Annotated in this window: 23 protein-coding genes, 1 other RNA gene and 1 pseudogene; 8 read left to right on the top strand and 17 right to left on the bottom strand. The window is 42.6% G+C overall.

Annotated elements, in window-relative coordinates:
- Window positions 1-185: 185 nt before the first annotated feature.
- The 7 genes from rnc to groL form a co-directional block, all read right to left on the bottom strand.
- Window positions 186-905 carry a ribonuclease III gene (gene rnc / locus V7K36_RS00935; protein ID WP_335112422.1) on the bottom strand — a complete coding sequence of 240 codons (720 nt, stop codon included), beginning with the start codon at window positions 903-905 and terminating at the stop codon, window positions 186-188.
- 88 nt (window positions 906-993) lie between these two features.
- Entirely contained in the window at window positions 994-1176 is a 183-nt protein-coding gene (locus V7K36_RS00930) for a hypothetical protein (RefSeq protein ID WP_334906029.1), read from the bottom strand.
- A gap of 194 nt (window positions 1177-1370) precedes the next feature.
- A complete protein-coding gene (locus V7K36_RS00925) occupies window positions 1371-2345 on the bottom strand; it encodes a family 43 glycosylhydrolase (protein WP_335112420.1) in 975 nt (324 codons plus the stop codon).
- Window positions 2346-2904: 559 nt separating this feature from the next.
- Window positions 2905-3331: RNase P RNA component class A (rnpB, locus tag V7K36_RS00920), an RNA gene on the bottom strand.
- A gap of 49 nt (window positions 3332-3380) precedes the next feature.
- Window positions 3381-4076, bottom strand: coding sequence for a hypothetical protein (locus tag V7K36_RS00915; protein ID WP_335112418.1), 696 nt, complete (start codon window positions 4074-4076; stop codon window positions 3381-3383).
- A gap of 64 nt (window positions 4077-4140) precedes the next feature.
- On the bottom strand, window positions 4141-5283 hold the full coding sequence (gene corA / locus V7K36_RS00910; RefSeq protein WP_335112416.1) for a magnesium/cobalt transporter CorA: 1143 nt from the start codon (window positions 5281-5283) through the stop codon (window positions 4141-4143).
- A gap of 397 nt (window positions 5284-5680) precedes the next feature.
- Entirely contained in the window at window positions 5681-7375 is a 1695-nt protein-coding gene (groL, locus tag V7K36_RS00905) for a chaperonin GroEL (protein WP_335112414.1), read from the bottom strand.
- 157 nt (window positions 7376-7532) lie between these two features.
- Between groL and V7K36_RS00900 the strand changes: the two genes are divergently transcribed.
- Window positions 7533-8615, top strand: a complete 1083-nt coding sequence (locus V7K36_RS00900; protein ID WP_335112412.1) for an MraY family glycosyltransferase — start codon at window positions 7533-7535, stop codon at window positions 8613-8615.
- Between the two features lie 1034 nt (window positions 8616-9649).
- Here the strand turns inward: V7K36_RS00900 and fabG are convergent.
- Entirely contained in the window at window positions 9650-10396 is a 747-nt protein-coding gene (gene fabG / locus V7K36_RS00895; protein ID WP_335112410.1) for a 3-oxoacyl-[acyl-carrier-protein] reductase, read from the bottom strand.
- A 358-nt stretch (window positions 10397-10754) separates the two neighbouring features.
- On the opposite strand from fabG, the gene trxA reads away from it, so the two are divergent.
- Entirely contained in the window at window positions 10755-11072 is a 318-nt protein-coding gene (gene trxA, locus V7K36_RS00890) for a thioredoxin (protein WP_334832771.1), read from the top strand.
- 115 nt (window positions 11073-11187) lie between these two features.
- Window positions 11188-11596: pseudogene (locus V7K36_RS00885) on the top strand (Rpn family recombination-promoting nuclease/putative transposase); the annotation flags it as partial.
- A gap of 104 nt (window positions 11597-11700) precedes the next feature.
- Here the strand turns inward: V7K36_RS00885 and V7K36_RS00880 are convergent.
- Window positions 11701-12798, bottom strand: a complete 1098-nt coding sequence (locus V7K36_RS00880; protein WP_335112408.1) for a CobW family GTP-binding protein — start codon at window positions 12796-12798, stop codon at window positions 11701-11703.
- A gap of 136 nt (window positions 12799-12934) precedes the next feature.
- Between V7K36_RS00880 and cysS the strand changes: the two genes are divergently transcribed.
- The 3 genes from cysS to V7K36_RS00865 all read left to right on the top strand — a co-directional run bounded on the left by cysS (window position 12935) and on the right by V7K36_RS00865 (window position 17562).
- Complete coding sequence (cysS, locus tag V7K36_RS00875; RefSeq protein WP_335112406.1) at window positions 12935-14401, top strand: cysteine--tRNA ligase; 1467 nt, start codon at window positions 12935-12937, stop codon at window positions 14399-14401.
- A gap of 13 nt (window positions 14402-14414) precedes the next feature.
- Entirely contained in the window at window positions 14415-15854 is a 1440-nt protein-coding gene (locus V7K36_RS00870; RefSeq protein WP_335112404.1) for a TldD/PmbA family protein, read from the top strand.
- 361 nt (window positions 15855-16215) lie between these two features.
- Window positions 16216-17562 carry a TldD/PmbA family protein gene (locus V7K36_RS00865; RefSeq protein ID WP_335112402.1) on the top strand — a complete coding sequence of 449 codons (1347 nt, stop codon included), beginning with the start codon at window positions 16216-16218 and terminating at the stop codon, window positions 17560-17562.
- 130 nt (window positions 17563-17692) lie between these two features.
- Here the strand turns inward: V7K36_RS00865 and V7K36_RS00860 are convergent, their stop codons facing one another.
- The 3 genes from V7K36_RS00860 to coaD all read right to left on the bottom strand — a co-directional run bounded on the left by V7K36_RS00860 (window position 17693) and on the right by coaD (window position 19294).
- The gene (locus V7K36_RS00860; RefSeq protein WP_335112400.1) at window positions 17693-18019 is read right to left on the bottom strand and encodes a Ycf66 family protein; all 327 of its coding nucleotides are present in this window, start codon (window positions 18017-18019) and stop codon (window positions 17693-17695) included.
- 145 nt (window positions 18020-18164) lie between these two features.
- Complete coding sequence (locus V7K36_RS00855) at window positions 18165-18833, bottom strand: DivIVA domain-containing protein (protein ID WP_335112398.1); 669 nt, start codon at window positions 18831-18833, stop codon at window positions 18165-18167.
- Window positions 18743-19294, bottom strand: coding sequence for a pantetheine-phosphate adenylyltransferase (coaD, locus tag V7K36_RS00850; protein ID WP_335112396.1), 552 nt, complete (start codon window positions 19292-19294; stop codon window positions 18743-18745). Before coaD ends, V7K36_RS00855 begins: the two co-directional genes overlap by 91 nt.
- 300 nt (window positions 19295-19594) lie before the next feature.
- Here coaD and lgt point away from each other — a divergent pair, with 300 nt between their 5' ends.
- The gene (lgt, locus tag V7K36_RS00845; protein ID WP_335112394.1) at window positions 19595-20470 is read left to right on the top strand and encodes a prolipoprotein diacylglyceryl transferase; all 876 of its coding nucleotides are present in this window, start codon (window positions 19595-19597) and stop codon (window positions 20468-20470) included.
- A 204-nt stretch (window positions 20471-20674) separates the two neighbouring features.
- Window positions 20675-21499, top strand: coding sequence for a precorrin-4 C(11)-methyltransferase (gene cobM, locus V7K36_RS00840; protein ID WP_335112392.1), 825 nt, complete (start codon window positions 20675-20677; stop codon window positions 21497-21499).
- A gap of 266 nt (window positions 21500-21765) precedes the next feature.
- Here the strand turns inward: cobM and V7K36_RS00835 are convergent, their stop codons facing one another.
- From V7K36_RS00835 to V7K36_RS00815, 5 genes are all read right to left on the bottom strand, one after another.
- Window positions 21766-22047 (bottom strand): hypothetical protein, encoded by a 282-nt coding sequence (locus V7K36_RS00835; protein WP_335112390.1) that lies wholly within the window; start codon window positions 22045-22047, stop codon window positions 21766-21768.
- 97 nt (window positions 22048-22144) lie between these two features.
- Window positions 22145-23158 (bottom strand): AAA family ATPase, encoded by a 1014-nt coding sequence (locus V7K36_RS00830; RefSeq protein ID WP_335112388.1) that lies wholly within the window; start codon window positions 23156-23158, stop codon window positions 22145-22147.
- A complete protein-coding gene (locus V7K36_RS00825; protein WP_335112386.1) occupies window positions 23155-24516 on the bottom strand; it encodes a WD40 repeat domain-containing protein in 1362 nt (453 codons plus the stop codon). The genes V7K36_RS00830 and V7K36_RS00825 overlap by 4 nt, the downstream gene beginning before the upstream one ends.
- Window positions 24509-24973, bottom strand: a complete 465-nt coding sequence (locus V7K36_RS00820; RefSeq protein ID WP_335112384.1) for a hypothetical protein — start codon at window positions 24971-24973, stop codon at window positions 24509-24511. The genes V7K36_RS00825 and V7K36_RS00820 overlap by 8 nt, the downstream gene beginning before the upstream one ends.
- A 49-nt stretch (window positions 24974-25022) precedes the next feature.
- Window positions 25023-26135, bottom strand: coding sequence for an AAA family ATPase (locus V7K36_RS00815; RefSeq protein WP_335112382.1), 1113 nt, complete (start codon window positions 26133-26135; stop codon window positions 25023-25025).
- Window positions 26136-26539 lie beyond the last annotated feature (404 nt).

Below are 26539 nucleotides of genomic sequence, written 5' to 3'. Positions count from 1 at the left end.
GGGTTAGAAGCCCCTCAATTTATCGGGGAGCCAGCGCGGTCTTGGGGTCTCCCCAAGTGGAGCGACTGGCGTGGGTTGGGGGATCTGCAACGACTAATTGCGCTAACCGAGAAGTATACAAAGGACGAGGGACAAATGACCACTGACAACCAACTGATTATCAGCTAATCAACCGTCTTTTAAGCTCAGGGGATTTGCGGATTAGGAATTGCTAAAAAAGCTACCTTAGCTGCGGCTTGTTCAGCAGTTTTGATCGAGCGTCCCTTACCAACTCCTAGCTTGTTTCCGTGCAGCCACACTTCAGCCACGAAACGTTCTTGATTGCGGTGCGGTTGAGTCAGTTCCACAACCCGATATTCTGGTAAAACTTTAAATTGCGCCTGAGTCCATTCTTGGAGAGCAGCTTTGTAATTAAGTCTGGCAGGATCGAGGCGAATTTCTGTCGTTAGTTCTTGGAAATGAGGATCTAGCCAAGAGCGGATCAATTCCAGATTTTGAGTACTTAAGTAAAGCGCACCTAAAACTGCTTCAAAAGCATCTGCCAGTCGTGACTCTAGACCAACTTTATCAGCAGTAGCACTGCCAGCGACTAGTAAGTATAACTCCAAACCATAAACTCTTGCCAATTGGGCGAGGATGCGATCGCTCACCAAAACCGAACGAATTGCCGCAAAATCCCCTACTGGACAATCAGGATAATTTTCCCATAACACAACAGCCGACACCAGGCGCACCACTGCATCGCCAACAAACTCTAGCTGTTCATAATTTGACGAATCAGAGACAGTGGGATGAGTTAGCGCTAAATCCAACAGTTCCCACTTTATAGGTGCTTCTACCGACAAACCAAATTTTTGGATTAAACTTTCGAGTTGCCGTTGACGGCGTGGATAGGCAAGGGGCATTACATGATAAGGGGAAGGGGGCAGGGGGAAGCAACTAGCTATTTATTCTTATATAGAGTTCTTGGACTATTACTTTAACAACTTTTCGCTACTTATCTCTATCTAGCTTCTCTTGAATAGCTTGACGGCAAAACTCAGGAGGGTCGTCTTTAGCTTTCACTTCTTCCTTCATTTCCTTGGTGACGCGCAAATGTAGATATTCAGTTAGTGGTCGCTCTCTGTCTGTGGTGAATGGCTTTAAGTTATCTGGATTACCTTTATTTTTAGACATTGTGTAGAAATACAAATAAAGTTATTCTCCACATGTATATTAGTGGAGAATGTTAAATCAGTGGGCATCTTAGCCTGAGAAACTTGTTGCCCACCGATTTCCACTTTTACAGGAGGTAACTCTATTTTATGTTTACACGCACAGAATTAGAAGTCAAAAGCTTGAGAGCGTTACGCGATAAAGTTGAGTTTAAACTAACGTTGCAGTATTAAGTTACCTTGATGATCAACCGATAAAGAAATTGGATTAATCAGCTCACCAACAAAATTATTGTCAGCATAGGATAAACGAGATGCTAGAAACCACCACTGTCCATATCTGTCTTGAACAGTTTTTCCACAGTAAAGTAGTCCCATTGGGTCAGTTGGGTCTCCCAAGAGAAATTTGTTGGTTGTCAAGTTAAAAATTCCTAGTAAATCATCCGCAACCATGTAGTGAATTCCAGTGACTGGCTCTTCTCCAAGACGTAAAAGTCTAGCCTGAGAGTGAGATGTAGAGAGAACAGAAAACAGCAAATAGTAACGATTTTTGATTTTGAATAAAGACGGCACTTCTAAATCACCGAACTCACCTGGTTGAGTCAACGGAGGTAGGACTTCCCAGTCAATCAAGTCATGTGAGCGAGCATGAGCGATAACACCCCGACCCGAAGGATGGCCAATGGCACAGCGAGCAGTTATTAGTGCATGAAAATAGCCTGTCTGGGGATGGCAAAATACCCACGGGTCTCGCCATGCTTGGTCGTGCCAAAAGGTCGGGTCAAAAAGTTCGTACCATTTGGGGTCAGCGCATAGCACTGGGTTATAAGGGTACTTAGTCCAATGCAGCAAGTCATCAGAGGTGGCAAGACCAATGCGTTGAATCAGTCCCGACTCCGATTTTTTGATCCCCGTATACAGTAAATACCAAATATCTTTACATTTTATGATGCTGCCAGTCCAAGTTCCGTAGTCGTCCCACTCTCCTGGCAAACCCACTTTTAAAGCGTCAGGCAAAACTGTCCAATGAATCAGGTCACCTGAAATAGCATGACCAATTGAGGTATTCCAATGTCGCAAAGAACCATCAATTAGCGATTTAGGAGCTTGTAGATAAAAAAGATGATAGTTGTGACCATCATCTACTACCCAAAAATCCCAAAGCCATTGGTTGACTAGCCGTAAACCCATTTCTACCTAAAAGGAGCAAAAAATTCAAATGTTCAAGCGTTGAGTCTGTTGGGGGCAAAAGCACTCCTTGTCCACTATGCAGTATCCAATGCAGGAGTGATACCACAAGTTTCTGGCGCTCGTTGCGCGGTCAAAAGCACGGTCAAAGGGGATGTGCAAAGAAAATCTTATCCCAAAGTGGATTATGGGAGCAACGCGATTTTGTGAGGTGGGGCAAAAAGTGTGCGATGCGATCACCAAACCCAAAACAGGCATCGCTAAAATGTTTTTCTAATTCCAAAGTCAAATAAATTACATTCAAAAAATAAAAGGGCATGACAATATATTTTCTGGAAATATCCCAAGAAGATATTTGTTCAATGATGTAGGAGGGAAAGAAGCTAGAGTACCCAGCACGGTACAGTCAAGAGAAATTGTTTGGACTCTATCGGGTTAAATGGCATCTGGATACAGCATTAGAGATCCTGGGAATGCTCTAAATGATCAATTAGCGATCGCACAAAATCCGTACAAAAAATAATGGAGTACAAACCGTGAAAGGTTCATACTCCATTACAGAGGAGAGAGCAGGACATAAGCCGGGTTCTGTTCTCTTGCGAGGGCAGTTATCTATCTGGGACGCCTGTTACCAAACGCCTCTAGCGGCTCTCATTGAGCGGAACTGGTAAAAGACCAACCGTAGTTCCTATCGCCTTGCTCCCAACCGGGGTTTACCGAGCCAGCACCTCTCGATACTGCTGGTGCGCTCTTACCGCACCTTTGCACCCTTACCAAAACAGTTGTGAGTGCTGAGTACTGAGTGCTGAGTTTTCTTTACTCAGCACTCAGCACTCATTACTCAGCACTGGTTTTGGCGGTATCTTTCTGTGGCACTATCCTCACGATCGCTCGCACTGGACGTTATCCAGCAAGTTTGGTCTTTCGGGAGTCCGGACTTTCCTCAAACCAGTGACTATGACTGATCTGCAACTGCCTGCGCCTACTCTCTCCTTAGATCCAGTGTAATCTTGGATGGCATAGTGTGTCTGGTTGGTATTACTTTTTTTTATTCCAAGGTAGAGCGTAAGTCCAAGGTAGTTTCCTGACTGTGAAAGGACAATTGATAATGCTAATATCAGGAAAATCACGACCTGGGGCTAGACCTAAACGCACCTCAGATATCCGTAGCACCAGTTGCAGGGAAAAATCCAACTCCTTTCTTCTGTTAATAAAGTCGTTGTACAACTTTTTTTGCCCTTTTTGCAGTCCGTTGATATCAATTAGTGGTTTTTTCGCTAAATAGGTTCCAGTTACTTGATCGCGCCCGAAAACATCTTCTGCTGTCACCGTTTCAGAAAGTGTTTTCTTGGGGGCAATCAGGCTAGGACTTTGGGGTACTGCTAAATCGCGGGTTAAGTCTGGTGATTTCCGAATCACGCGGCGCGATTGCTTGCTATGTTCAACTACTAAAGAGCTATTGTCCCAGTCAACGTATACGGCAATATTTTCAGATTTATTTTCAATGCTAAGTGATAAATCTTTCAAATCGTCAATTGGGTATGAGGAATTGAGTCTAAAGGAAATCCCAATTTTATCGTCGAGATTTTGTTCTTTGAGTTGCTCGTCAACGATTCCTTTTTTAAACTCAAATTTAATTTGGTCGTCAATGGATTCAACCATGCGGTTAAAAACATAGGAGACACCGATAATATAAATCGTCAAAACTATTAAATTCTGGTCGCTACTCCTCATAACTCAGAATTTCAACTCCCAGTGCTAATGAATGTATATTCGACTCATGGCTCATCTGCAATTTTTAATTGCGCTTGACTATTACAGAATTTTGCAGCCAGCCTCGTTGCCAAAAAAAGAATAGTAAAGCAAGTGCGATCGCAGCCATTACTACCAAGCAAACTGGGTAGCCCCAATACCAATTCAATTCAGGCATATTATATGGCGATTTTTCAGTATTGAAATTCATCCCATATATTCCTGCCACAAAAGTCAGTGGAATAAAAATTGTTGAAACTATTGTTAGTACCTTCATAATTTCATTCATTTTGTTGCTCACTGCCGAAAGGTACACATCCATTAATCCAGATGCTAGTTCTCGATAAGTTTCCACCATATCCATTACTTGTACCGTATGGTCATAACAATCTCGCAGGTAAATTCGCACTTCTTCACTAATCAAATCACTGCCATCTCGAATTAAGGAATTGATTGCATCCCTCTGTGGCCAGATAGCACGACGTAGTTGCAGTAATTCTCGCCTAATTTGATAAATATTTTGTAGTGTTTGTGGGGTTGGTTTAACTATTACCTCCTCCTCTAACTCTTCGATTCGCTCCCCATAAAGCTCCAGCACTGGGAAAAAGCCATCAATAATTGCATCTAACACAGCGTAAGCTAAATAATCCGCTCCCTGTTTACGAATGATACCTTTATTTTTTTCAATTCGCGATCGCACCGCTTCAAAACAATCATGCTCTGGTTCCTCTTGTACTGTCAGCAAATAATTTTTCCCTAATATTAAACTCACTTGCTCACTATAAAAACCACATGATCTTTCCTTTGCTACTACCATGCGGCTAATGAATAGCAATTGGTCTTCATAATCCTCTGTTTTGGGACGCTCCGGTACATTAACTACATCTTCTAAAACTAGAGGATGTAACTTAAAAACTTTACCCAATCGTTGTAATATGTCTTGACTGCCTAAACCTTGTACGTCTACCCAAGAAACCGATTCCATCTCCAGATATGGGATACACTCCTCTGGAGTTGCTATTTGTTCACGGGTAAAATTAGTTTGGTTATAGTCAATCAAGAAAATTATCGGTGGTGGAGCATCTGCATCAATAATAATGGTTCCAGGTAGAGTCCCTGGTTGGTGATAGAACTCATTTTCATCCGGTCTAGTTACTATTTTGGGGAGGCGGCGCAGTTTTCGTGTCATGTAATATTACCTAATAGTCATTTGTTATTTGTCATTTGTCATTTGTCAGTGCTAAAAACAACTGACTAGGGCAACTAACAACTTACACGTAATTTTACAAAATTTAATATAAAAAACAGTTTGCCTTGGCAAGACAAACTGCTTAAAAAATATTTATCTAGGTCAGTGAAGAGGAAAAGGGGCAGTTCTTGGTGGGGAGAAGACCCCATAAATAAATTTAGTTGCCCTGAAAACTTGGACGCGTTATTTCTGATGGCACTTGAGGCTCGAAATAAATATTTTTACCTTGAGCATAAATAAATTTATTTGCTCTCAAACCCTTGATTGCTGGGGAATTCCAAAATCTTTCTCCCCAGCTAAGAGTTAAGAGCTCCCCTGCCTCTTCGGTCAGCAGAAATTAGAACATGCCGCCCATGCCGCCCATACCGCCCATACCGCCCATACCGCCCATACCGCCCATACCGCCCATACCGCCCATACCGCCCATATCAGGGGCAGGAGCGGCGGATTTCTTCTCCGGCTTTTCAACAATGATCGCTTCGGTGGTTAAGACCAAACCAGCAATGGAACCAGCGTTTTGCAAAGCTGAACGCACGACTTTGGCAGGGTCGATAATGCCAGCAGCGATCAAGTCTTCAAATTCTCCGGTAGCAGCATTGTAGCCAATGTTAAAGTCGCTATCTCGGACTTGAGAGACGATCACAGAACCTTCAGCACCGGCGTTGTCTGCTATTTGGCGCAAGGGAGCTTCTAGCGCTCGTCCGACAATATCAGCCCCAATTTTTTCTTCTTCATCTTGCAGGCTGTTTTTAATCGCTTCTACCGTCTTAGCTAAGTGAATTAAGGTCGTCCCACCACCAGGAACAATACCTTCTTCCACGGCGGCTTTAGTAGCGTTCAGTGCGTCTTCAATTCGCAGTTTGCGGTCTTTGAGTTCGGTTTCGGTTGCCGCACCCACTTTAATCACTGCCACACCGCCAGCGAGCTTGGCGATGCGTTCTTGTAGTTTTTCTTGATCGTATTCAGAATCGGTTTCTTCCAACTGTCGGCGAATTTGAGCAATTCGCTTTTGTACCTCTGGCTTCGTGACACTGCCAGCTACAATTGTGGTGGTTTCTTTGTCAATGGTGATTTTGCGGGCAGTTCCCAGCGCTTCTAGAGAAGCGGTATCCAAGCTTAAGCCGATTTCTTCAGAAATCAACTGTCCATCGGTGAGAATAGCAATATCTTCTAACAAAGCTTTGCGGCGATCGCCAAACCCAGGCGCTTTAATTGCAGCCACAGCCAGTACACCCCGCGCTTTGTTCACCACCAGAGTTGCCAAAGCATCACCTTCGACATCTTCAGCGATAATTAGCAAGGGCTGACCAGAACGGGCAACTTTTTCCAAAATCGGCACTAAATCTTGGATGCTGCTAATTTTTTTGTCTGTCACCAAGATCCGGGCGTTTTCAAATTCGACTATTTGCCGCTCGTTGTTGGTGACAAAATAGGGAGAAATATAGCCCCTGTCAATCTGCATCCCCTCAACTACTTCTAGTTCGGTGGTTAGAGATTTAGATTCTTCAACGGTAATTACACCATCTTTGGTGACTTTTTCCATTGCTTCGGCTAACATTTGGCCAACTTCTTCATCATTACCAGCAGAGACAGTGGCAACTTGAGCGATCGCACTTCCTTCTACTGGCTTGGCTACCCTAGCAATTTCTTTTACCAGTGCCTCAATGGTTTTGTCGATCCCGCGCTTCAAACTAACTGGGTTACTACCCGCCGCGACGTTCTTCAAACCTTCCCGAATTAAGGCTTGTGCTAAAACTGTGGCCGTGGTAGTGCCATCCCCAGCGACATCTTTAGTTTTTGAGGCTACTTCCTGGATGAGTCTTGCACCAGTATTTTCCAAAGGATCTTCTAATTCAATTTCCTTGGCAACAGTGATACCATCGTTGACAATTTGAGGTGCGCCAAATTTTTTCTCTAAAAGGACATTGCGACCTTTTGGCCCTAAGGTGATTTTTACGGCATCGGCAAGGGCGTTAACACCCCTTTCTAGAGCTCGCCGCGATTCCTCGTTAAATGCAATAATTTTCGCCATGTTTTATTTCTCCAGCGCTTCCATTAGACAATTTAGCACTCACACGTCAAGAGTGCTAATCTCTCAAGCCGCTCAAATTATAAATGGAAATAAAAAAATTGATTAATATACAGGTGATGCTCATATTAGATACTGGCAGTAATGCTTGAATTGGGAGATGAATCTAGACAACTCCCTTAAGTCCCTCGGTATTGCCGACCCTAGCGGCACCGGCTGGTTGGCGGTAGTATTTACATTCCTGTTGGCTTGGGTTGTAACTTGGCGTTTAATTCCGACAGTACGCAAATTCGCCTTGCGGGTAGGTTGGGCTGACCAACCCAACGCACGGCGACTCAACCGAGAACCTTTACCCAATGCAGGGGGGCTGGCTATCTACGCGGGTGTAATTGCCGCGCTGGTATTAGCTAGCCTTTTACGACCGATCGAACTCCAAAACGTATTGGCTCAGGTACTCACTATTTTGTTGGGGGGTTCGATATTAGTCCTTGTGGGCTTTATCGATGATCAGTTCGGCTTACCGCCCTCTGTTCGATTGTGGGCGCAAATTGTCACGGCACTGTTGCTGGTAGCTAATGGCATCAGCGTCAAAGTCCTGTTTGGCACCCCCATCGACTCGCTGCTGTCCATGTTGCTAACAGTGCTGTGGGTAGTAGGGATTACCAACGCCATCAACTTGATGGATGGTATGGATGGCTTGGCAGGAGGAATCAGCTTTATTACCGCTATGAGTTTGTTGGCTGTTGCAGCCCAATTTAATAATCGTGCAGCAGCAATCTTGGTACTTGCAGCCTTGGGAGGTGCTGCACTGGGCTTTTTGCGCCATAACTTCCATCCGTCACGAATTATTATGGGTGATGCCGGAGCATACTTTTTCGGCTATGTACTGGCAGCAACCAGTATTTTAGGTAAACTGCAACAAAACACACTTTATGCGCTAATTCCTACGGTTTTATTTCTGTTGTTACCAGTGCTAGACACCACTCAAGTATTTGTGCGGCGGTTACTAGCAGGAAATAACCCTCTGAGTACTCCTGGCAAAGACCACCTGCACCACCGCTTACTTGCTTGGGGACTCTCCCAGCGCAATGCTGCGTTCACGCTTTGGTCAATTACCTTAGTTTTCAACTTGCTGGCCATGAGAATACAAGGTATGAGTTTGGCTGTGATGCTGGCTACCGCCAGTAGCATTATCATTCTTTTGGGCTTTACTATCTGGCAAAGGATACGCCAACAGCCTTAGTTGCTTGTAGGGTGGGCATTGCAATGCTAGCCCTACTAGGTTTCTTCAGTCCACCAAAAATTCAAGCTTGAGTTAAATTATTTTACAACCAAGCAACTAAATATTATTCTGTCAAGTTTGATTTAATAATTTCGTAGTTGGCGCTTTAGCATTAAAGTAGCTATTCTATGAGCTTTAGAGCATTAGGATTAGCCTACATGGTAAATGCGGGTATAAGTAAGTGGGTCAAATTAAATATAAAACCTCACCCTGCCTCCGGCTTCCCTCTCCGAACTCACGGAGAGGGATTGAGGGTGAGGTTTGATCTTATATTTAATTACGCCTACCTACTTATTTGCCAAAATTCGTTGAGAATAAGAGGTTGACGAGCCATGAAGTGAGTTTAGAAGTTCAAAACTTGATTTAGAAGTTCAAAACTCGATTTAGAAGTTCAAAACTTGATTTAGAAGTTCAAAACTCGATTTAGAAGTTCAAAACTCGATTTAGAAGTTCAAAACTTGATTTACGAGAGTGGAATTAACCGAACCGTATTGAGAGTATATAGGAATCCGGTTTGATTTATGAAAAGATATGTAGGGTGTGTTAGCGACAGCGTAACGCACCAAACCCTTGATAATGGTGCGTTACGAACTTCGTTCTAACACACCCTACAATACCTAATTTTGTTCAAAAATCAAGTAGGAGTCCTATATATTCGATTAATCGCGTCTCTATTATTTATTTAACGCAATGTGCAACTTATTCTTATAACCCCACTTCCATTCCTCTCCCCCACTCCTGAGAGGCTTTGATACTTACTCCCCAACGCTAGTAGGGAAGCAGGGTGGTTTCATACGAAGAAAGAAAAATACATAAGTCTTGATTCTCGTTTTGTGACATGGCTTTTTACCCCACTTCCATTCCTCTCCCCGAAGCGGAGAGAGGCTTTGGAACTCAGTTTTATTTTTTCTCTGCTTGTATGAAACCATCCTGCCTGACGCTAGTAGGAAAGGGGTTGGGGGTTAGGTTTGAGAGAAAGTTGCACACGGCGTTATTTATGCCATCACCATACCGCCATCAACGTTAAATACTTGTCCAGTGATGTAGCTTGCGGCGGGATCGGCGGCGAGAAAGCGCACCATCCCAGCGACTTCTTCGGGCTGACCAAAGCGACCGAGGGGGATGTATTTGAGAATTTCTTCGGGGTTGTTGAGATTGCTGGTCATGTCGGTGGTGATGAATCCAGGGGCGACAGCGTTAACGGTGATGCCGCGAGTAGCCAGTTCTTTAGCAACGCTTTTGGTGAAACCGATTACACCTGCTTTGGCGGCACTATAGTTTGATTGACCTGGGTTGCCAATTTGCCCAGCAACGGAGGTAATGTTGATAATTCGCCCCGATCGCTGCTTGAGCATGATTTTACTGACGGCGCGTGTACATAAGAAAACACCAGTTAGGTTAAGGTCTATCACAGCTTGCCAATCTTCTGGCTTCAAACGCAAAAGCAGCGTGTCGCGGGTAATACCTGCGTTGTTGACTAAGATATCCACACGGCTGAACTTTCCGATGACGGCGTTAACTAATGCTTCTACTTGATCGATTTTAGAAACGTCAGCTTGGATAGCGATCGCCTGACCTCCTGCTGCGATAATTTCTGCAACGACTGCCTCAGCTGCTGCACTAGAACTGGCATAATTGACAACTGCGATCGCTCCTTGTGTGGCTAATTCAATTGCGATCGCTCGGCCAATTCCTCGTGATCCACCTGTAACGATTGCGACTTTATCTTGTAATAGTGTCATTTAATGTTCCTCAATCTGAAAAATACCGCGCTAATTATCTTATGGTGATTTAGGGAACATCTGAATATTGTCGGGATAAAATCTAACTCTTACGGGGTGACAATCTTGCTGGCATGATGCAAATTAGATAGCTAATAGATAAAAATAATAACAGGATAGGTTTAAATATATATCTAATCCATATGCACAAAAGACAAGAATATACGTATTTTATTATAATTATTTAAGATTTTTGGCTGGCAAATCAGTCTATATTCACTCATCTAATCTTTTCCCAACAAAAACCCATAAATCTATACCGATTTTATTTTCTAAGAATTACTATTGAAACAAACAATTGAAAATCGGTGTGTGTCATATGGCAACTAAAAAGCAATTTAACAGCTTTGAAGAGATGCTGTCCGCTTCTGATGTACCTGTATTAGTAGATTTTTATGCTGACTGGTGTGGTCCCTGTCAGATGATGGTGCCAATTTTAGAGCAAGTCAATGCCCAACTTAAGGATCGCCTACGGATTGTCAAAATAGATACAGAAAAATACACAGATTTGGCCACTCAGTATAAAATTGCCTCTCTCCCAACCTTAGTACTATTTAAGCAGGGTCAGCCTGTGGATCGGATAGAGGGAGTGATGCAAGCACCGCAGTTGGTGCAATATCTAGAAACAAAGGTTTAAGCTAACACTTAGAATTTGGATTTTGGTTCTTAGAGGCGCGAAATGTCGCGTCTCTTTTAGTAGATAAGTAATACACGGTAGGGTATCACAGCTAGTCTCCTTGATTAATGAATCAGCTATTGCCGTGATATTGCTCCAATCCGATGAAGTTGTGCTGCATTTGGAATTCCAAACCCAACCGAAAGCTGATATTCCCTTTCGGATGATTGATTATCGGTTGCGAGTGTATCGCCGTTTTAAAAGCAAGCGAATGCGCCAAGTTCTGAATTTATCTGCAACAGACAAATTCAGAACTTGTACAGCAAACCACATTCACTTTGGAAGAAACCTTTCATCGGTTCGAGGTAATTCGTCTTTGGGAGCAACCAACAAGTGTATTTTTGGAGCATCCAGGATTATTACCATTTGCGGTGTTAAGTCAGACAAATAACCGTACCGCTACGTTACAACAAGTTGCTGAGGAAATTTCAGAAATTAGTGAGGAAACGATGTCTACGACGGGCTGCGCCTACGCTATTCTCTCATTTTCATTGCTCAAAATCGATGGCGGAGCCATTAGGAATGCATTCCCAGGTGGAACCTGGGAACGAGTACGAGTGTTAAACTCTTAATTCCTCACTCCTAACTTTTATTTTCCAAACCCTTTACCGCGAGAGGTTGAAGGTAGGCAAATGCAGTTTTCGAGTTGAGCAATTAAAGCGTCACGATCCAAATTTTGACCAATCAGCACTAGTTGGTTTTTCAATTTACCTTGCCATTCATCATCATCCAAGGTGAAGCGTTTACCGCAAAGGTGGAAAATATGACGCTTCGGACTTTCATCAAACCACATAATCCCCTTCGCTCGGAAGATATTTGAGGGTAGCTGGTTATCTAAGAAATATTGAAACTTCTTAATAGAAAAAGGCTTGTCACTTTGGAAAGATATGGAAGTAAAACCATCATTTTCTAAATGGTCAGAATGATGGTGATCGTGGTGATCATGGTCATGGTCGTGATGATCATGACCGCAGGTTGAGTGATCATGGTCATCATGATCGTGATGGTCGTGGTCATCTACCACTGTGTCAAAATATTTATCAGACTCAAACAGACCAACACTGAGAATTAAAGGAAGTGGCACTTGCGATCGCGTGGTGCGAATAATTCTTGCTCCTTCCTTAACTTCATTAATTTTTCTTTCTAACTCCTTCAAAGTGGCTTCATCAACCAAATCTGTCTTGTTCAGCACAATTACATCACCATAGGCAATCTGGCTGTATGCTGCCTCAGAGTTAAATAAATCTAGGCTGTAATTCGCCGCGTCTACCACGGTAATAATCGAATCCAGACGAGTTAAATCCCGTAATTCTGTACCCAGAAATGTTAAAGCTACTGGTAGCGGATCTGCTAATCCAGTTGTTTCCACTACTAGATAATCTAGATTTTCTTGGCGTTCTAAAACTTTGTAAACTGCATCTACCAAATCATTATTAATAGTGCAGCAGATACAACCATTATTTAGTTCCACCATGTTCTCACCAGTGGAAACAATTAGCTCGTTATCGATGCCAATTTCGCCAAATTCATTCACGAGAACGGCGGTTTTCAAACCCTGTTGGTTGTTGAGGATATGATTAAGTAAAGTCGTCTTGCCACTACCGAGAAAACCCGTAATAATTGTTACTGGCATTCCTTGTTTGGGCGTATCCATTGCGGAAGATTCGGGTGTAACTGCTGATTGCATAGCGCTGTTATCAAATGTCAAAAAATAGTAATGTAGCGCAGATAGTCCAGAAAACATTAGCATAGGGATGCTGGACTGTCATCCCAGCTGCCTTACCCTATTATTACGTATCTCCTTATTTCCGCATTACTCTGTTATGACCTTAACCCTTTACAATACCCTCACCCGTCGTCAAGAACCGTTTGAAACAGTCGAACCAGGCAAGGTTAAGATGTATTACTGCGGCGTGACGGTATATGATTACTGCCATTTGGGTCATGCTAGAGCTTGCATCGTTTGGGACGTAGTGCGCCGATACCTCCAGTTTATCGGCTATCAAGTCCGATATGTCCAAAATTTTACTGATATTGATGACAAGATTCTGAATCGAGCCTGTCTTGAACATTCATCAATGGAAGTTGTAGCCGATCGCTTTATCAAAGCATATTTTGAGGATATGGCGCGGTTGGGAATCAAAGAAGCCGATGAGTATCCCCGTGCTACCCACACAATGAATGGCATTCAACGGTTAATTCATGAGTTGGAAAATAAGGGTTTTGCCTACCCTGCTGACGGCGATGTGTATTATGCAGTACGGCAGTTTGCTGAGTATGGGAAGCTTTCGGGACGCAAGTTAGAAGATATGCAAGCAGGGAAAAGCGATGTCTACGACGGGCTGCGCCTACGCGTCAACGTCGAAGATCCAGAGTACCAGAAAAAGAAAGATCCCTTTGATTTTGCCTTGTGGAAGGCAGCAAAACCGGGAGAACCAGCTTGGGAATCACCTTGGGGCGCAGGTCGTCCGGGGTGGCATATAGAATGCTCGGCAATGGTGCGCGATCGCTTGGGTGATACCATAGATATTCATGCTGGTGGTGCTGACTTAATTTTTCCCCACCACGAAAACGAAATTGCCCAATCAGAGGCTGTGACAGGAAAACCTCTAGCCCATTACTGGTTGCATAACGGCATGGTAAAAGTAGATGGTGAAAAAATGTCCAAATCTTTGGGCAACTTTATCACTATTCGAGAATTGCTGGATCGAGGAGTTGACCCGATGGCGGTGCGGTTATTCGTGCTAACCGCTCAATATCGCACACCTATAGATTTTACCGATGAAGCGATCGTCGCAGCAACCAACGGTTGGCACACCATTAAAGAAGGTTTACTCTTCGGCTACCAATATGGCAAAAAACTAGGCTGGGAAGTGCGAACTGGCTCACTACTGCCTGAAACTGTTGAGCGCTTCCAAGAAACTGTGAATAATGACTTTAATTTTCCTGGTGGGTTAACAGTGCTGTTTGAATTAGCCAAAGAACTGCGCCGTGAGGGAAATATTATTGTGCATGAAGGGAAAACCGAAAGATCACCACAGGAGTTACAGTGTCAATGGCAAACTCTCGTCACATTAGCTGGAGTTTTGGGTTTAGAAGCCAAGCCTGAGGTAGAAACTTCTACAACAGAAGGTTTAAGCGATGCGGAAATTGAGGCTAAAATTCAGCAAAGACAACAAGCACGTATTGCCAAAAATTTTGCCCAAAGCGATCGCATTCGTGACGAACTTCAAGCAGAAGGTATTACGCTAATTGATAGCCGTGATGGCACACGCTGGCATCGGAATTAAATTTTAAATTGTTATGTGGATTACTCTAACAAAAGCGATCGCTAGTTTCGATATTCCTGCTGATTGGATTGGTATCAGAGCCGTCAAAGAGACTTCTGCTACTCGTTTAGTCCGTGACGCCTTACCCCAGTTAAATGGCAAATCCTTCACTGTAGGAGCCATGCTGGAAGTTTTGGTTAATGGCTGTCTGGGTTATGCAGCTACTAACTCTCTGGAATTACCGTCTCTACAAGCTGCTGCTCAAATAGCCTATAAACAGGCACTAGCAGCCAGTGAATGGTGGATATATCCCTTCAGTGAAAGTCAGCGCCCTAAAGTCGTTGGTGAATATAAATCTCCATTTCTTGAGCCATTGGATGCTCTGAGTTCGGGAGAAATCAACGATTTACTGATTCGTATTTGCCAAACGCTGAAAGTTGACGACAAGATTGTGCAAACCATAGCTAGTGCTAGCACAACCGAGAGAGAATCTTGGTTTATCAGCAGCAACGGCTCAGAAGTCTATCAAAAAATACTATCTATAGGCACTAATTACGGAGCCACTGCCCAAGATGGGGTGATTGTACAGCAGCGCACTCACAATGGTTCCCAGGCAAACTGTTATCAAGGCGGACTAGAGCTTTTAAAACAAGAAGATTTATGGCAGCGGGTGCAACAAATTGGCAAACAAGCAGTAGAACTTTTGACAGCAGAAGAATGCCCAACCAGCCGTACCAATTTAGTTTTAGCCCCAGATCAAATGATGCTGCAAATCCATGAAAGTGTCGGACATCCCCTAGAAATTGACCGAATTTTGGGAGATGAGCGTAACTATGCTGGGGGCAGCTTTGTTAATAAAAGTGATTTTGGCAATCTAGTATATGGTTCGCCACTGATGAATATTACTTTTGATCCCACCGTGCCTGGTGAATATGCCAGCTATGGCTTTGATGATACAGGCGCTGTGGCAACACGGGAGTATTTGGTTAAAGAAGGAGTACTCCAACGGGGTTTAGGCAGTCTGGAGAGTCAAGCAAGAGCAGGTGTACCAGGAGTTGCCTGTGCCCGTGCTTCCTCATGGAATCGACCAGCGATCGATCGCATGGCAAACTTGAATTTAGAGCCTTTAAACGCTACCTTTGAAGACATTATTGCTGGGATAGAACACGGTGTTTATATGGAATCTAACCGGTCTTGGTCAATTGACGATCGCCGCTACAAATTTCAATTTGGTTGCGAGTACGCTAAATTAATTGAAAACGGTAAATTTACTAAAACCCTCCGCAATCCCAACTATCGCGCCACAACACCAGAGTTTTGGCACAGCTTAATCCAAGTAGGAAATGCTGACAACTGGCAAATGTATGGTACTCCCTACTGTGGTAAAGGCGAACCAAATCAGGCCATTTCGGTAGGACATGGTTCACCTGTTTGTGTATTTGCTAATGTCGAAGTTTTTGGCGGAGGAAGTTGAATAATTCGTAATTCGTAATTCGTAATTCCTAAGGGCTATTCGTTCTAGACATAAACCGTCCAGAACTAAAGTTCACAGGCTTTTAGCTAAAGTCCGTTAAAACGGACTATAACCTTTTCTCAGTCGTCTTGAGACGACTTTCGCTATTAGACTCAGAATTCATTCTGAGACGGGCTAAGTAAGTTGGCGTTAAAAAATTAAGCTATGTGACGAAATGTAAAATCAGCAAATAGTTTAGAGATTGTTCATTGCAGAGTTTTTACAAAACTAAACATACATGGGTTTTATCGTGCCGACTTACTTAGATGAGAATGAAAAAGCCCTGCTATCATCCCATCTACCTAATTAATATTTAATATCCATGAAAATTGAGGAATTATCTGCGTTAGAAGTCAGCTTTAATCAACTGATTGAAACTCTACTTATCAAAAAAGCAGAAAATGAACAATTTACTGTGAGACTCAGCAGTGAAAGAAGTCAATTTACTCGTTTCAATCATGCGAAAGTACGACAAACTGGTTGTGTTGCTGATGGTTGGATAGAACTAACTTTGATGGCAGATCAACGCAGCAGTGTTCGGCAGTTTCCCTTTACTGGAAATTGGAGCGGAGATTGGCAGTTAGGATATGCTGCTTTGCAGGAACTACGTGACGAACTTATTCTACTACCCATCGATCCATATCTAGTTTTGCCATCAGGAAATAATACCAGTCGAGAAATACACTCTGGGAATTTATTGGTGGCGGAAGCAGTAGTACCAACTATTCTAGAACTAGTTGCTGAATTAGATTTTACAGGAATATATGCAGGGGGAGTGGTAATTAAAGCTTATGGTGATTCTAGCGGACAGAAACACTGGTTTGCTACTGATTCTTTTACCTTAGATTATTCTCTATTCACCACCTCTGGACAAGCAGTTAAGGGCATATTTGCAGGGAGTGATTGGGATAAATCTGCTTATATAGCCAAAATCAGCGAAGCCAAAAAGCAACTAGAATTGCTTGCTCGCCCAGCTAAAGAGCTTCCACGGGGACAATACAAAACTTATTTTGCACCTGCTGCTGTTGCAGATTTATTAATAATGCTTTCTTGGGGATCTCTAAGCGAAGCTGATATCCAACAAGGACACAGCGCTTTAGCTGCTCTCTGGCGCCAAGAAAAACAACTTTCGACTGCATTTAGTTTGAAAGAAAACTTTCAACGGGGATTAGTACCGCGATTTAATGAATTGGGAGAAATAGCAGCACCGGAGTTACCTATAATAGAAAAGGGAGATTTAGTAAACACTCTGGTGAATTCTCGGACTGCTAAGGAATATCAAAAAATTGCTAATGGTGCTAATGGTTCAGAGACTTTACGAGCGCCAGAAGTAAGCCCAGGAAGTTTAGTATTTGAGCAGATTCTTCCGAGTTTAGATACAGGATTATATTTATCGAATTTGCATTACTTGAATTGGAGCGATCGCCAAACTGGTAGAATCACAGGCATGACCCGTTATGCTTGTTTTTGGGTAGAAAATGGAGAAATTATTGCTCCCATTGAAAACTTACGTTTTGATGAAAGTCTCTATCGCTTTTGGGGAGAAAACTTAGTAGATTTGACCACTTTTCAAGAATTCATACCCGAAGTAGGTACATACGAGAGTCGTCAACTTGGAGGTAGTTTAGTTCCCGGTATGCTGGTAGAAGATTTTACATATACTTTGTAATCAGGTGTTGACAGACAATCAAAAGCCAACAAATAGAAATCTAACCTTACCCCAATAAAACTGTGCTTTATCTCCCCTCTCCTTACTAAGGAGAGGGGTTGGGGGTGAGGTTTGTCTCCCAATTTTAAAATCACCGATCTCTGTAAACTGCATTAATTACAATATCTTTGATACTCAGGTAAAGAATTAATATTAACAATAAAACTTGCTCAAATTGAAGAATTGGATCTAAACGCCAACCTTGATAGAACAATATTACTCCACTTAACAACATTATAATTGGCGTAAATATAAGTTGGATAATGTAAAGGGTTAAAGCCCAACCTCTAAGTCTGCTTCCACGTTGGACTAGCCAAGCTACTGTTAAAATCAAGTAAAGAATTGCCCAAAGCAAATATATAATTCCAATTAAACCAGCTATATTTAATCCAAAATTCACTTGAGCGAAAGTAAGCATTTATTAAAAATCCTGCTTAATTACAAGCTAAAATTTTAAATCTATTACCAGATAGGTTCCCCAAAAGTCTTACTTAATAAAAATTGTTGGGTTAAGCAATGGCGAAACCCAACCTATAATTCTTCTCCATCTCTTGTTAGAGCCTCTATCTTTTTTTACCAGGAGGTGAATTGCGCTGAGTGAGGTTATCAATTTGCAATTGTTGCCGTCCGTTGGTGATAATTCGCAACATATCCTTGAGATCCTGCTCAATATTTCCCAAAACGCCATCGGCATATACATCAGCACCATCTTCAATTTCTTGAGCCTGAGCGATCGCAGTTTGTCGCATTTGCTCTAATTCTTGCTGACAAGCATACCGCTTGCGGTCAATCTCGGCAAGGGTTTCTTGCATTATGGCCTCACACTCTTGTTGCGCTTGTCGCCGCAGTTGTTCAGCTTCTTGTTCTGCCTGTTGAATAATATCGCTTTCAGCTAAAATTTGCGCTCTTTTTGCTTGCGCGGCCTGAACAACCTGCTGCCCATACTCTTCTGCTTCCAGCAGAATTTCAACCTTTTGTTCCAGAATCACTGCTGCTTCTTGAAAAAGTGATGGTAAGGCCAGCCGGATGTAATCAAGCTGATCGAGTAACTTTTCTTCATCTATGAGTGTGCGTCCCGTCAGTGGAATCCTGAGACTAGAGAGAACCATTTCCTCTAGGCGGTTGAGTTCCTGCTGAATATCTACGCTTCCCTCTCCACCGAGATATTCTTCAGGGGGGGGATTGCTTCCGTTGAGATTGGGTTCAACATTGGAGAGTTGTGATTGTAGCATTGGTATATCTCTAGAGCAATGTGTGGGGGAACAAGATGATCGATAGAACCACCAAACCTTGCAATCTCTTTTACCACACTACTACTTAAAAAACTATACTCATTTGAGGTTGCGAGAAAAACTGTTTCTATTTGAGTAGAAAGAGTTTTATTAGTGTGAGCCATTTGCAGTTCCACTTCAAAATCTGACACAGCCCGTAAACCTCGCAGCAAAACTTGTGCTTGTCGCATTTGGGCATAGTTGACGGTAAGACCATCAAAGCTGTCTACTTCTACATTGGGTAGATGTTGCGTAGAATGACGGATCTGATCTAGCCGTTGCTGCACACTAAAAAGTGGCATTTTGTTGGGGTTCCGCAGTACAGCGACAATCACCTGCTCAAACAGCCGACTACCGCGCTGGATGAGGTCAAGGTGTCCCAAGGTTATGGGGTCGAAGCTACCAGGATAAATAGCAATCACAATTTTAGATATATCAAAGTTGTTTAGGTGATTATATCGAAACCGTTTTGTGTAACTTACTCAAATCTACCATTTTGCGCTCTGGGTAAGAATGAGCAACTCAATTGTTCTGGCGAGACAAGTTATGCTCAACTAGGCGTTAAAACTTAGACTCCTAAATATGGATGCTGGATTTTTACCTGTGTCTTCACAATTCTATTGTGGTAGATTCAAACGTAACTCACTAGTATTCGAGACACAAGAAACTCCGTACTTAGCAAAGTGCGTGAGTAGTTAACGAACTTTTTTAGGTAATTTCTCATGGGACTGGATTTTTCCACCTTGCCCTTGGCGTTTCAATTTACTTCTCCAGGACCGATTCTGGTGAAATTAGGACCACTAAGTATTCGCTGGTATGGCTTATTGATTGCCACAGCAGTATTAATTGGCGTTATCCTTTCCCAGCATTTGGCAAAACGCCGTAATGTTAATCCTGAGTTGCTAGGTGATTTGTTTTTTTGGTTGTTGATTGGGGCAATCCCTGGCGCACGGCTATATTACGTTTTCTTTGAGTGGTCAAAATATGCCCAAACTCCAGAAAAAATCTTTGCTATCTGGGAAGGAGGTATTGCCATTCACGGAGCAATTCTTGGTGGCGTTTCGGCTGCGTTAATCTTTGCTAAAATCAAGCAGGTTTCTTTCTGGCAACTAGCAGATTTAGTAGCGCCTTCGCTGATTTTAGGGCAAGCGATCGGACGTTGGGGCAATTTTTTTAATTCTGAGGCTTTTGGCAATCCTACTGATTTACCTTGGAAGCTGTATATTCCACCAGACCATCGTCCTCTAGAATATGCTAGTTTCGATTACTTTCATCCCACCTTTCTCTACGAATCTCTATGGGATTTAATGGTGTTTACGCTACTAATAACGTTGTTTTTCCGCTCTTTATCCGGTAAGCCACGTCTGAAGCTAGGCACGCTGTTTCTAGTTTACTGGCCAGCATATAGTTTAGGACGCTTGTGGATTGAAGGCTTTCGCACAGATAGCTTGATGCTGGGGCCATTACGGATGGCACAAGTAGTCAGTAGTCTAGGAATTTTATTGGGATTAGTTGGGTTAGCTTGGCTTTACTTGCTCAAACGCCCTTTACCCGATGTAGTTCCTACTCCGAAGTTAAATGGGGAGAGTGGGAGATGAGGCGACACGGGGAAGAAAAACCATTGATTATTGACCAATGCCCAATGCCCAATGCCCAATACCCAATGCCCAAAAATAAAAAATGCCCCAGAATATTTTCTAGGGCTTAACCAGGGTGCATCTACCATTACTCTCTACTAGAGGAAGAGGGTGAATCCGGAAAGATACTGAGAAAATGCCCAAAAAATTTTTTGAGGGATTGCCGTGTGTGCTTTTAAGAGTGAATATACCGAAAACCTAAGCTATAAAAAAACATTATATGCTGTAGAACCATCTGTGTATATTGTGGGGGCAGGCCCTGGAGATCCTGATTTATTAACGGTGAAGGCACAGAAACTACTGGCTGCTGCCGATGTGATTTTGTTTGCTGATTCTTTAGTACCCGAACAGATTTTAGAACTTTGCCGAGAAGATGCGGAGATAATTAGAACTGCGAATCAGACTTTAGAAGAGATTTTACTGATTATGATCGATAGGGTGCGATCGCAGCACAAATCTCTAGTTCGTCTCCATTCTGGCGACCCCAGTCTCTACAGCGCCATCCACGAGCAAATGCACCTCCTCGCCGAGGCAAATATCCCTTTTGAAGTTATACCAGGTATCAGCGCCTTTCAAGCTGCTGCTGCCAAACTTAAAGTAGAATTGACTGTCCCTGGTTTAGTTCAAACCATCATTTTGACACGTATCAGTGGACGTACAGAAGTCCCCACCACTGAAGAATTAGCCTCTCTTGCAGCGCATCAGGCTAGCCTTTGCCTATATCTCAGTGCGCGTCACGTCGAAAATGCTCAAGCTAAACTACTCGAATATTACTCAGCCGAAACCCCCATTGCGATTTGCTTTCGCATCGGCTGGCCTGATGAAAAAATCAGGGTTGTTCCCCTTAATCAAATGGCAGACTGCACTCATCAAGAAAACCTAATTCGTACTACACTTTATATAATCAGTCCAGCACTTTCGACAGCAAAAGGGCGATCGCGTTTATATCATCCCGAACATAGTCATTTATTTCGCTCATCTCATCAGTGAAGTACCTACACTGATATCTTTGGATACAGAGTTATGTGTGGTGCGATCGCTGACCTAAATCTGCTTACTAATTATCACCATTTCATTAGTCGTCACTTTGAATGTAAAAGCTGTTCTTACTAATATCACGATATTTCTTACCAAGATTACGATATTTCGGTATAATCTATTCTTTAAGTCCCCAGTCTCTACTTTCTAGGCGGACAAAGTTGCTGTATTCTTTGGGGAAGTTGCCGACACATCTGCTGTAATCCTTGAGGATTAATTTACCACAAAGCAAATAATCCCAGACTTATACCCCCCACAAGCAACGCCAACACTCCCCCCAGCACTACCAAGCGTTTACCCCGATGAGGTTTTGTAATTAAGGTTGGTGGGATTTTTGGGCTTGTAAATGGTTCCTCTGAAAGATCCAAATCTAGATCCAAATCTAGATTTGGATCTAGCAGCGATCGCGAACTTTCTGTAAAGGAAATTGGTTCCTTTTGTTCCTCTTGTTCTTCTTGTATTTCTGCTTCTATAATCTCTTCTGGCAAAGCCGGAGTCACAGGTACTAAGTATTCTGGAGAGACACGGTAATAAGTGAGAACAACAGGGGTTGGGGGTTAGGTCTCTATTGGATTCAGCTGAGAAACGCTATAGAATCTAAGCAAAATTTGCTTGCTTGCTTAAGAAATTGCGGAAGCTGGAATGATAAAGACTGTAGCGGATTTCTCCATCAATTTCCTGGAGTATTAAAAACTCACGCCAATTTTCCAGAACTTCTTCAACATCGTATTCATCAGCATCAATCGCACTAGCAATGATTTCTGCTGATAAGGGTGATGAAACTTGCACTAACACACTCAGCACAAATGATTTCAATTTCCTCTCAAAAGTTGGCGAATTAGGGGGAATCATCTTGTGCAAATGCTGTTGATAATACGCCTCTAAACCAGGGGGAAGTCCATCAAACTCCTTAGAGATAGCAGATAATATCTGGCTGAGGTACATGAAATTATTTTCGCTTCTGGCGGTTAGCTGTGCTGTGAGTTCTTCTGAGTTATTGACGTCTCGCCGAATGTATGCTTCGACATCTTCCTGGTTTTGTTGTGGGTATTCTGCTAAATCGAGAATTTGGGAAGGTGCTTCTATCAACAAACCAGATTGTTTTCGCACATAGGGACGGCGGGTGAGAAAGAAATAGACGCCACGCGGGAGATATCTGGGAAGATAAAAGAGATTTGAGCCTGGGGTTTGATCGGTGGGGTTAACGGCATCCAAGGCATCAATAGCAATGATAAACTTTTGTTGAGGTTCTAGCTTGTCGCTGACTTGCTGAAGCAAGGAAGGTAGAGAGGTTTCTTGAGATGTCTGGGCAATTTGCGTGCAGATAGTAGCAATAAATTCCTCAGTGCGATTTTTGTCTGGAAGTTGGGCGTTGTAATAGAGAACGTGAGGATTTTCTGTCACGTAGTTGGCGAGGATGGCACTTTTGCCGCTACCGGGTGCGCCAATTATGGTAAAGTAACCGCGATCATAACGCTGGAGAAAGTTGGATATAGCAGTGAAAACGAAAGCGCGACTAACAAAGTTTTGGCTTTTTTCGAGAATGACTTGTTGAAATTCTGTTGGGTAGGAGGGGGAATTGATGAAGGCTTGGTAAGATGGGGTATTCATGGTGACGCTTCTATGCCTTCCAAGCGCAGGAAATGCAAACGCCCAGATGTATCGCCTGCGACAATTGTTACGCCATCTGGAGCAACGACGCAGCGATATAATCTATAATCACCTGTGAAGCTGGTAATTATGTCTCGGTTTTGCCAATTCCAGACCTTTAGTGTAGTGTCACTGGAACCAGAAATTACGTATTTGCCATCCGGTGCGACGGCAACTGCATTTACACTTCTATGATCCTTGAGAGTGAATTTTAATTTGCCAGACTGCAAATCCCAGACTTTGAGTGTTTTGTCACTGGAACCAGAAATTACATATTTGCCATCCGGGGTGACAGCGACTGCATTTACTGGTTTAGTGTGACTGCTGAAGTTACGGCTACGATGACTAATCAGGGTGAATTTTAATTTGCCAGACTGCAAATCCCAGACTTTGAGTGTTTTGTCACGGGAAGCAGAAATCGCGTATTTACCATCCGGTGTGACTGCGACTGCATTCACCCAGCTAGTATGACCACTGAAGGTAAACTTTTCCTCTGCTGTATCTAAATCCCAGACTTTGAGCGTTGCATCAAGGAAACCAGAAATCACGTATTTGCCATCCGGTGTGACTGCGACTGCATTCACCCAGCTAGTATGACCGCTGATAGTAAACTTTTCCTCTGCTGTATCTAAATCCCAGATTTTGAGTGTTTTGTCATAGGAACCAGAAATCGCGTATTTACCATCTGGCGTGACAGCAACTGCACTAACGGAGTCACTGTGACCTATAAGGGTGAACTTTTCCTCTGCTGTATGTAAATCCCAGAGTTTTAGTGTTTTGTTCTGGTAAGCACAAATCACATATTTGCCATCCGGTATTACTGCAACTGCATTCATCTGGTCACTATAACCACCAAGGGTGCGAACTAACCCAGTACCAGGTGGAGTTAAGCTAGCTGTCAAGGTACGCAAGCAAGTGGTTTGAATTTGCGATATTTGTTGCAGCACATCTTTAATTTCTGGCGCATCAAAATATAGCAAACGCCCTGATAACTGCCCTGCTAGTTGCTTTGTATCTTGAATTAAAATATATGCCGATAGTCGCAATGCTCCTTGAATCAACTTCAGTGCTTTTACAGTTTGGTCATTGTATTCTGGGTGAGTAAAAAATTTTGTATCATCAATCAAATCATAATCTTCAATTAGTGACTGCACACCAAAATCAGAATGGTTGATTTTAGCATCGATAAAATCAAAATCAGTCAGTCTTTTATAAAGTGTTTTCCACTTTCCTATCTTGGCTTTAATACGAGGGTCAATGAGGATGGTTCGCTGGTCGCTTAACGATAACTGGGCAAATTTTCCAGCAAAACTACTCATCTTCATCCTCACCTGGTTTTAGACTTGACAACAATTGATCATTAGAGTCAGAAATCAAACGTAGAACCTCTTGCCAATCAATATTATTATTCTTTTTTTCTCTTTTTAAAGTAGGTTGGGTGCGGAGGAAATCTGCAAAACTTTGGTGATAAATTGAATAGTAGTCTTCCGGATTTTGTTTTTGTTTTCTCAAGAATTCCAGCCACTTATTCAAAATCTCCAAGACATCATATTCATCTCGACCAGTGATGCGGGCAATGGATTCACAGGAAATTGGTTTACCTCCCTCAACCAGTACACAGAGGATAATCGCATTTGTCCGCTTGTCTGGAGTATCCATTTCCATCTGCTTCCAATGCTGTTGATAATAACCCTGAAGTCTCTCAGGTAATTCTTCTAAACTTAAGTCTTGATAAGCTCCTTCAGCAATACTTGGTAATACATAGTATAGGTACATAAAATTGTTTTCACTTTTTTGTGCTACCTGCTCAATAAAATATGGCGGCTCAATCTTGCGTTTTTGAATCCATGCATGCCTTCAAACCCTGATGCTCTGGCTCATCATTGATAAATGCACTAATATACTCTTTCACATCTTTTCGATTCCAGACCTCATACTTCTTCTTTGTTAAATCTAACAGCCACTCAACTTCTTCAGTCAGCAAGCGCTTTTCATTTTGGGCATAGCGTCGCCTAGTTAGCAGAAAATATATCCTTTCTGGCAGATTTTTGGGTAAATATAAAAGATTTTCTGACCCTGGTTGTTTGACTTCATCGAGTGCATCAACCACAATTACCAAGCGTTCACTAGCTGCCAGCTTTTCATTTACTTTCATCAGCAAAGTAGGTAAATTATCATTCTCTGCATTCTGTAACTGATAGCGATTAATCAGTTGTTGACAAATACTTTGTAGAAACTGTTCTGGTGTGTTGAGACCTTGTGCCTGAAGATTGAAGTAGCAAATAGCTTTGTATTTTAAGACGGATTGGGCCGCGATCGCACTTTTCCCCATCCCCGCATCCCCAATCACAGTAAAATAACCTTTGGGATGTTTTTTGAGAAAATCATCAAACTCATTAAATACAAATACCCGACCACAAAATGCCTTAGTTTTTTCTTCGATTAGCGCTTTAAACTCATCTGGATAAAGAGACTGTTTTGGAGGTTCTGTAAATGTCTTCAGGTGTTCTGGAAATTGTACATTACTTATAACTTCTCCAGGATTTCTAGACCGTTTTGCCAAACTGACAAAAACTTCATGAAATTCCTGAAACTGAGCTAAGTCTATTTTGGCTTTTTGTGCCTCATCTTTTAATGTATTCCATTCCTCGTTATTGATAGCCAATGCATTTTCCACAAAAGACTTGGCAAAAGCTTTTTTAATCTCTTTCTTTCTAAAAAATTTGAGTATATAATCAGCTTTAAATACGCCATACTCTACCAAAGTATAAGCATAAACACCTTCAAAATCTTTGGGAGGCTGTATTGGATCAAGGTTTAAACTTTTTAAAACTTTAATAATATATTCGTTACGTTGAGCCTGCTGCATACCAAGGGAAACAGTAGCAGGTGCAACAGCTTTAATAGCATTAACTACAGATACGGGGTCAATATTCATCTTTCCTGTGGTGAGAGCAGGTTATGATACTCTTACCTTATCGCAGATTCACTTAGTCAAATTGCTTGCAAGCTCCCACGTTGGTGCAAGATGTGATGTAGAGTTATGTGTGGTGCGATCGCCATAATATATCAACACAGTATTCCATAAATAGCTAGCGATCGCCTTTGCCATTGTGATGTAAAGTTATCTCTGGTGCGATCGCTTCACAGTATCAGTTCACCACTTAAACCGTCACTGTGAATGCAGAAACTGTTTAGACCGCTCCCATCACGAGTCAGACCGCTCCCATCACGAGTCAGACCGCTCCCATCACGAATCAGACCGCTCCCATCACGAGTCAGACCGCTCCCATCACGAGTCAGACCGCTCCCGTCACGAGTCAGACTACTCCCGTCACGAGT

It is taken from the genome of Nostoc sp., assembly GCF_036919555.1.
Lineage (GTDB): Bacteria > Cyanobacteriota > Cyanobacteriia > Cyanobacteriales > Nostocaceae > Nostoc.
This window is presented reverse-complemented; position numbering and strand designations above follow the sequence as displayed.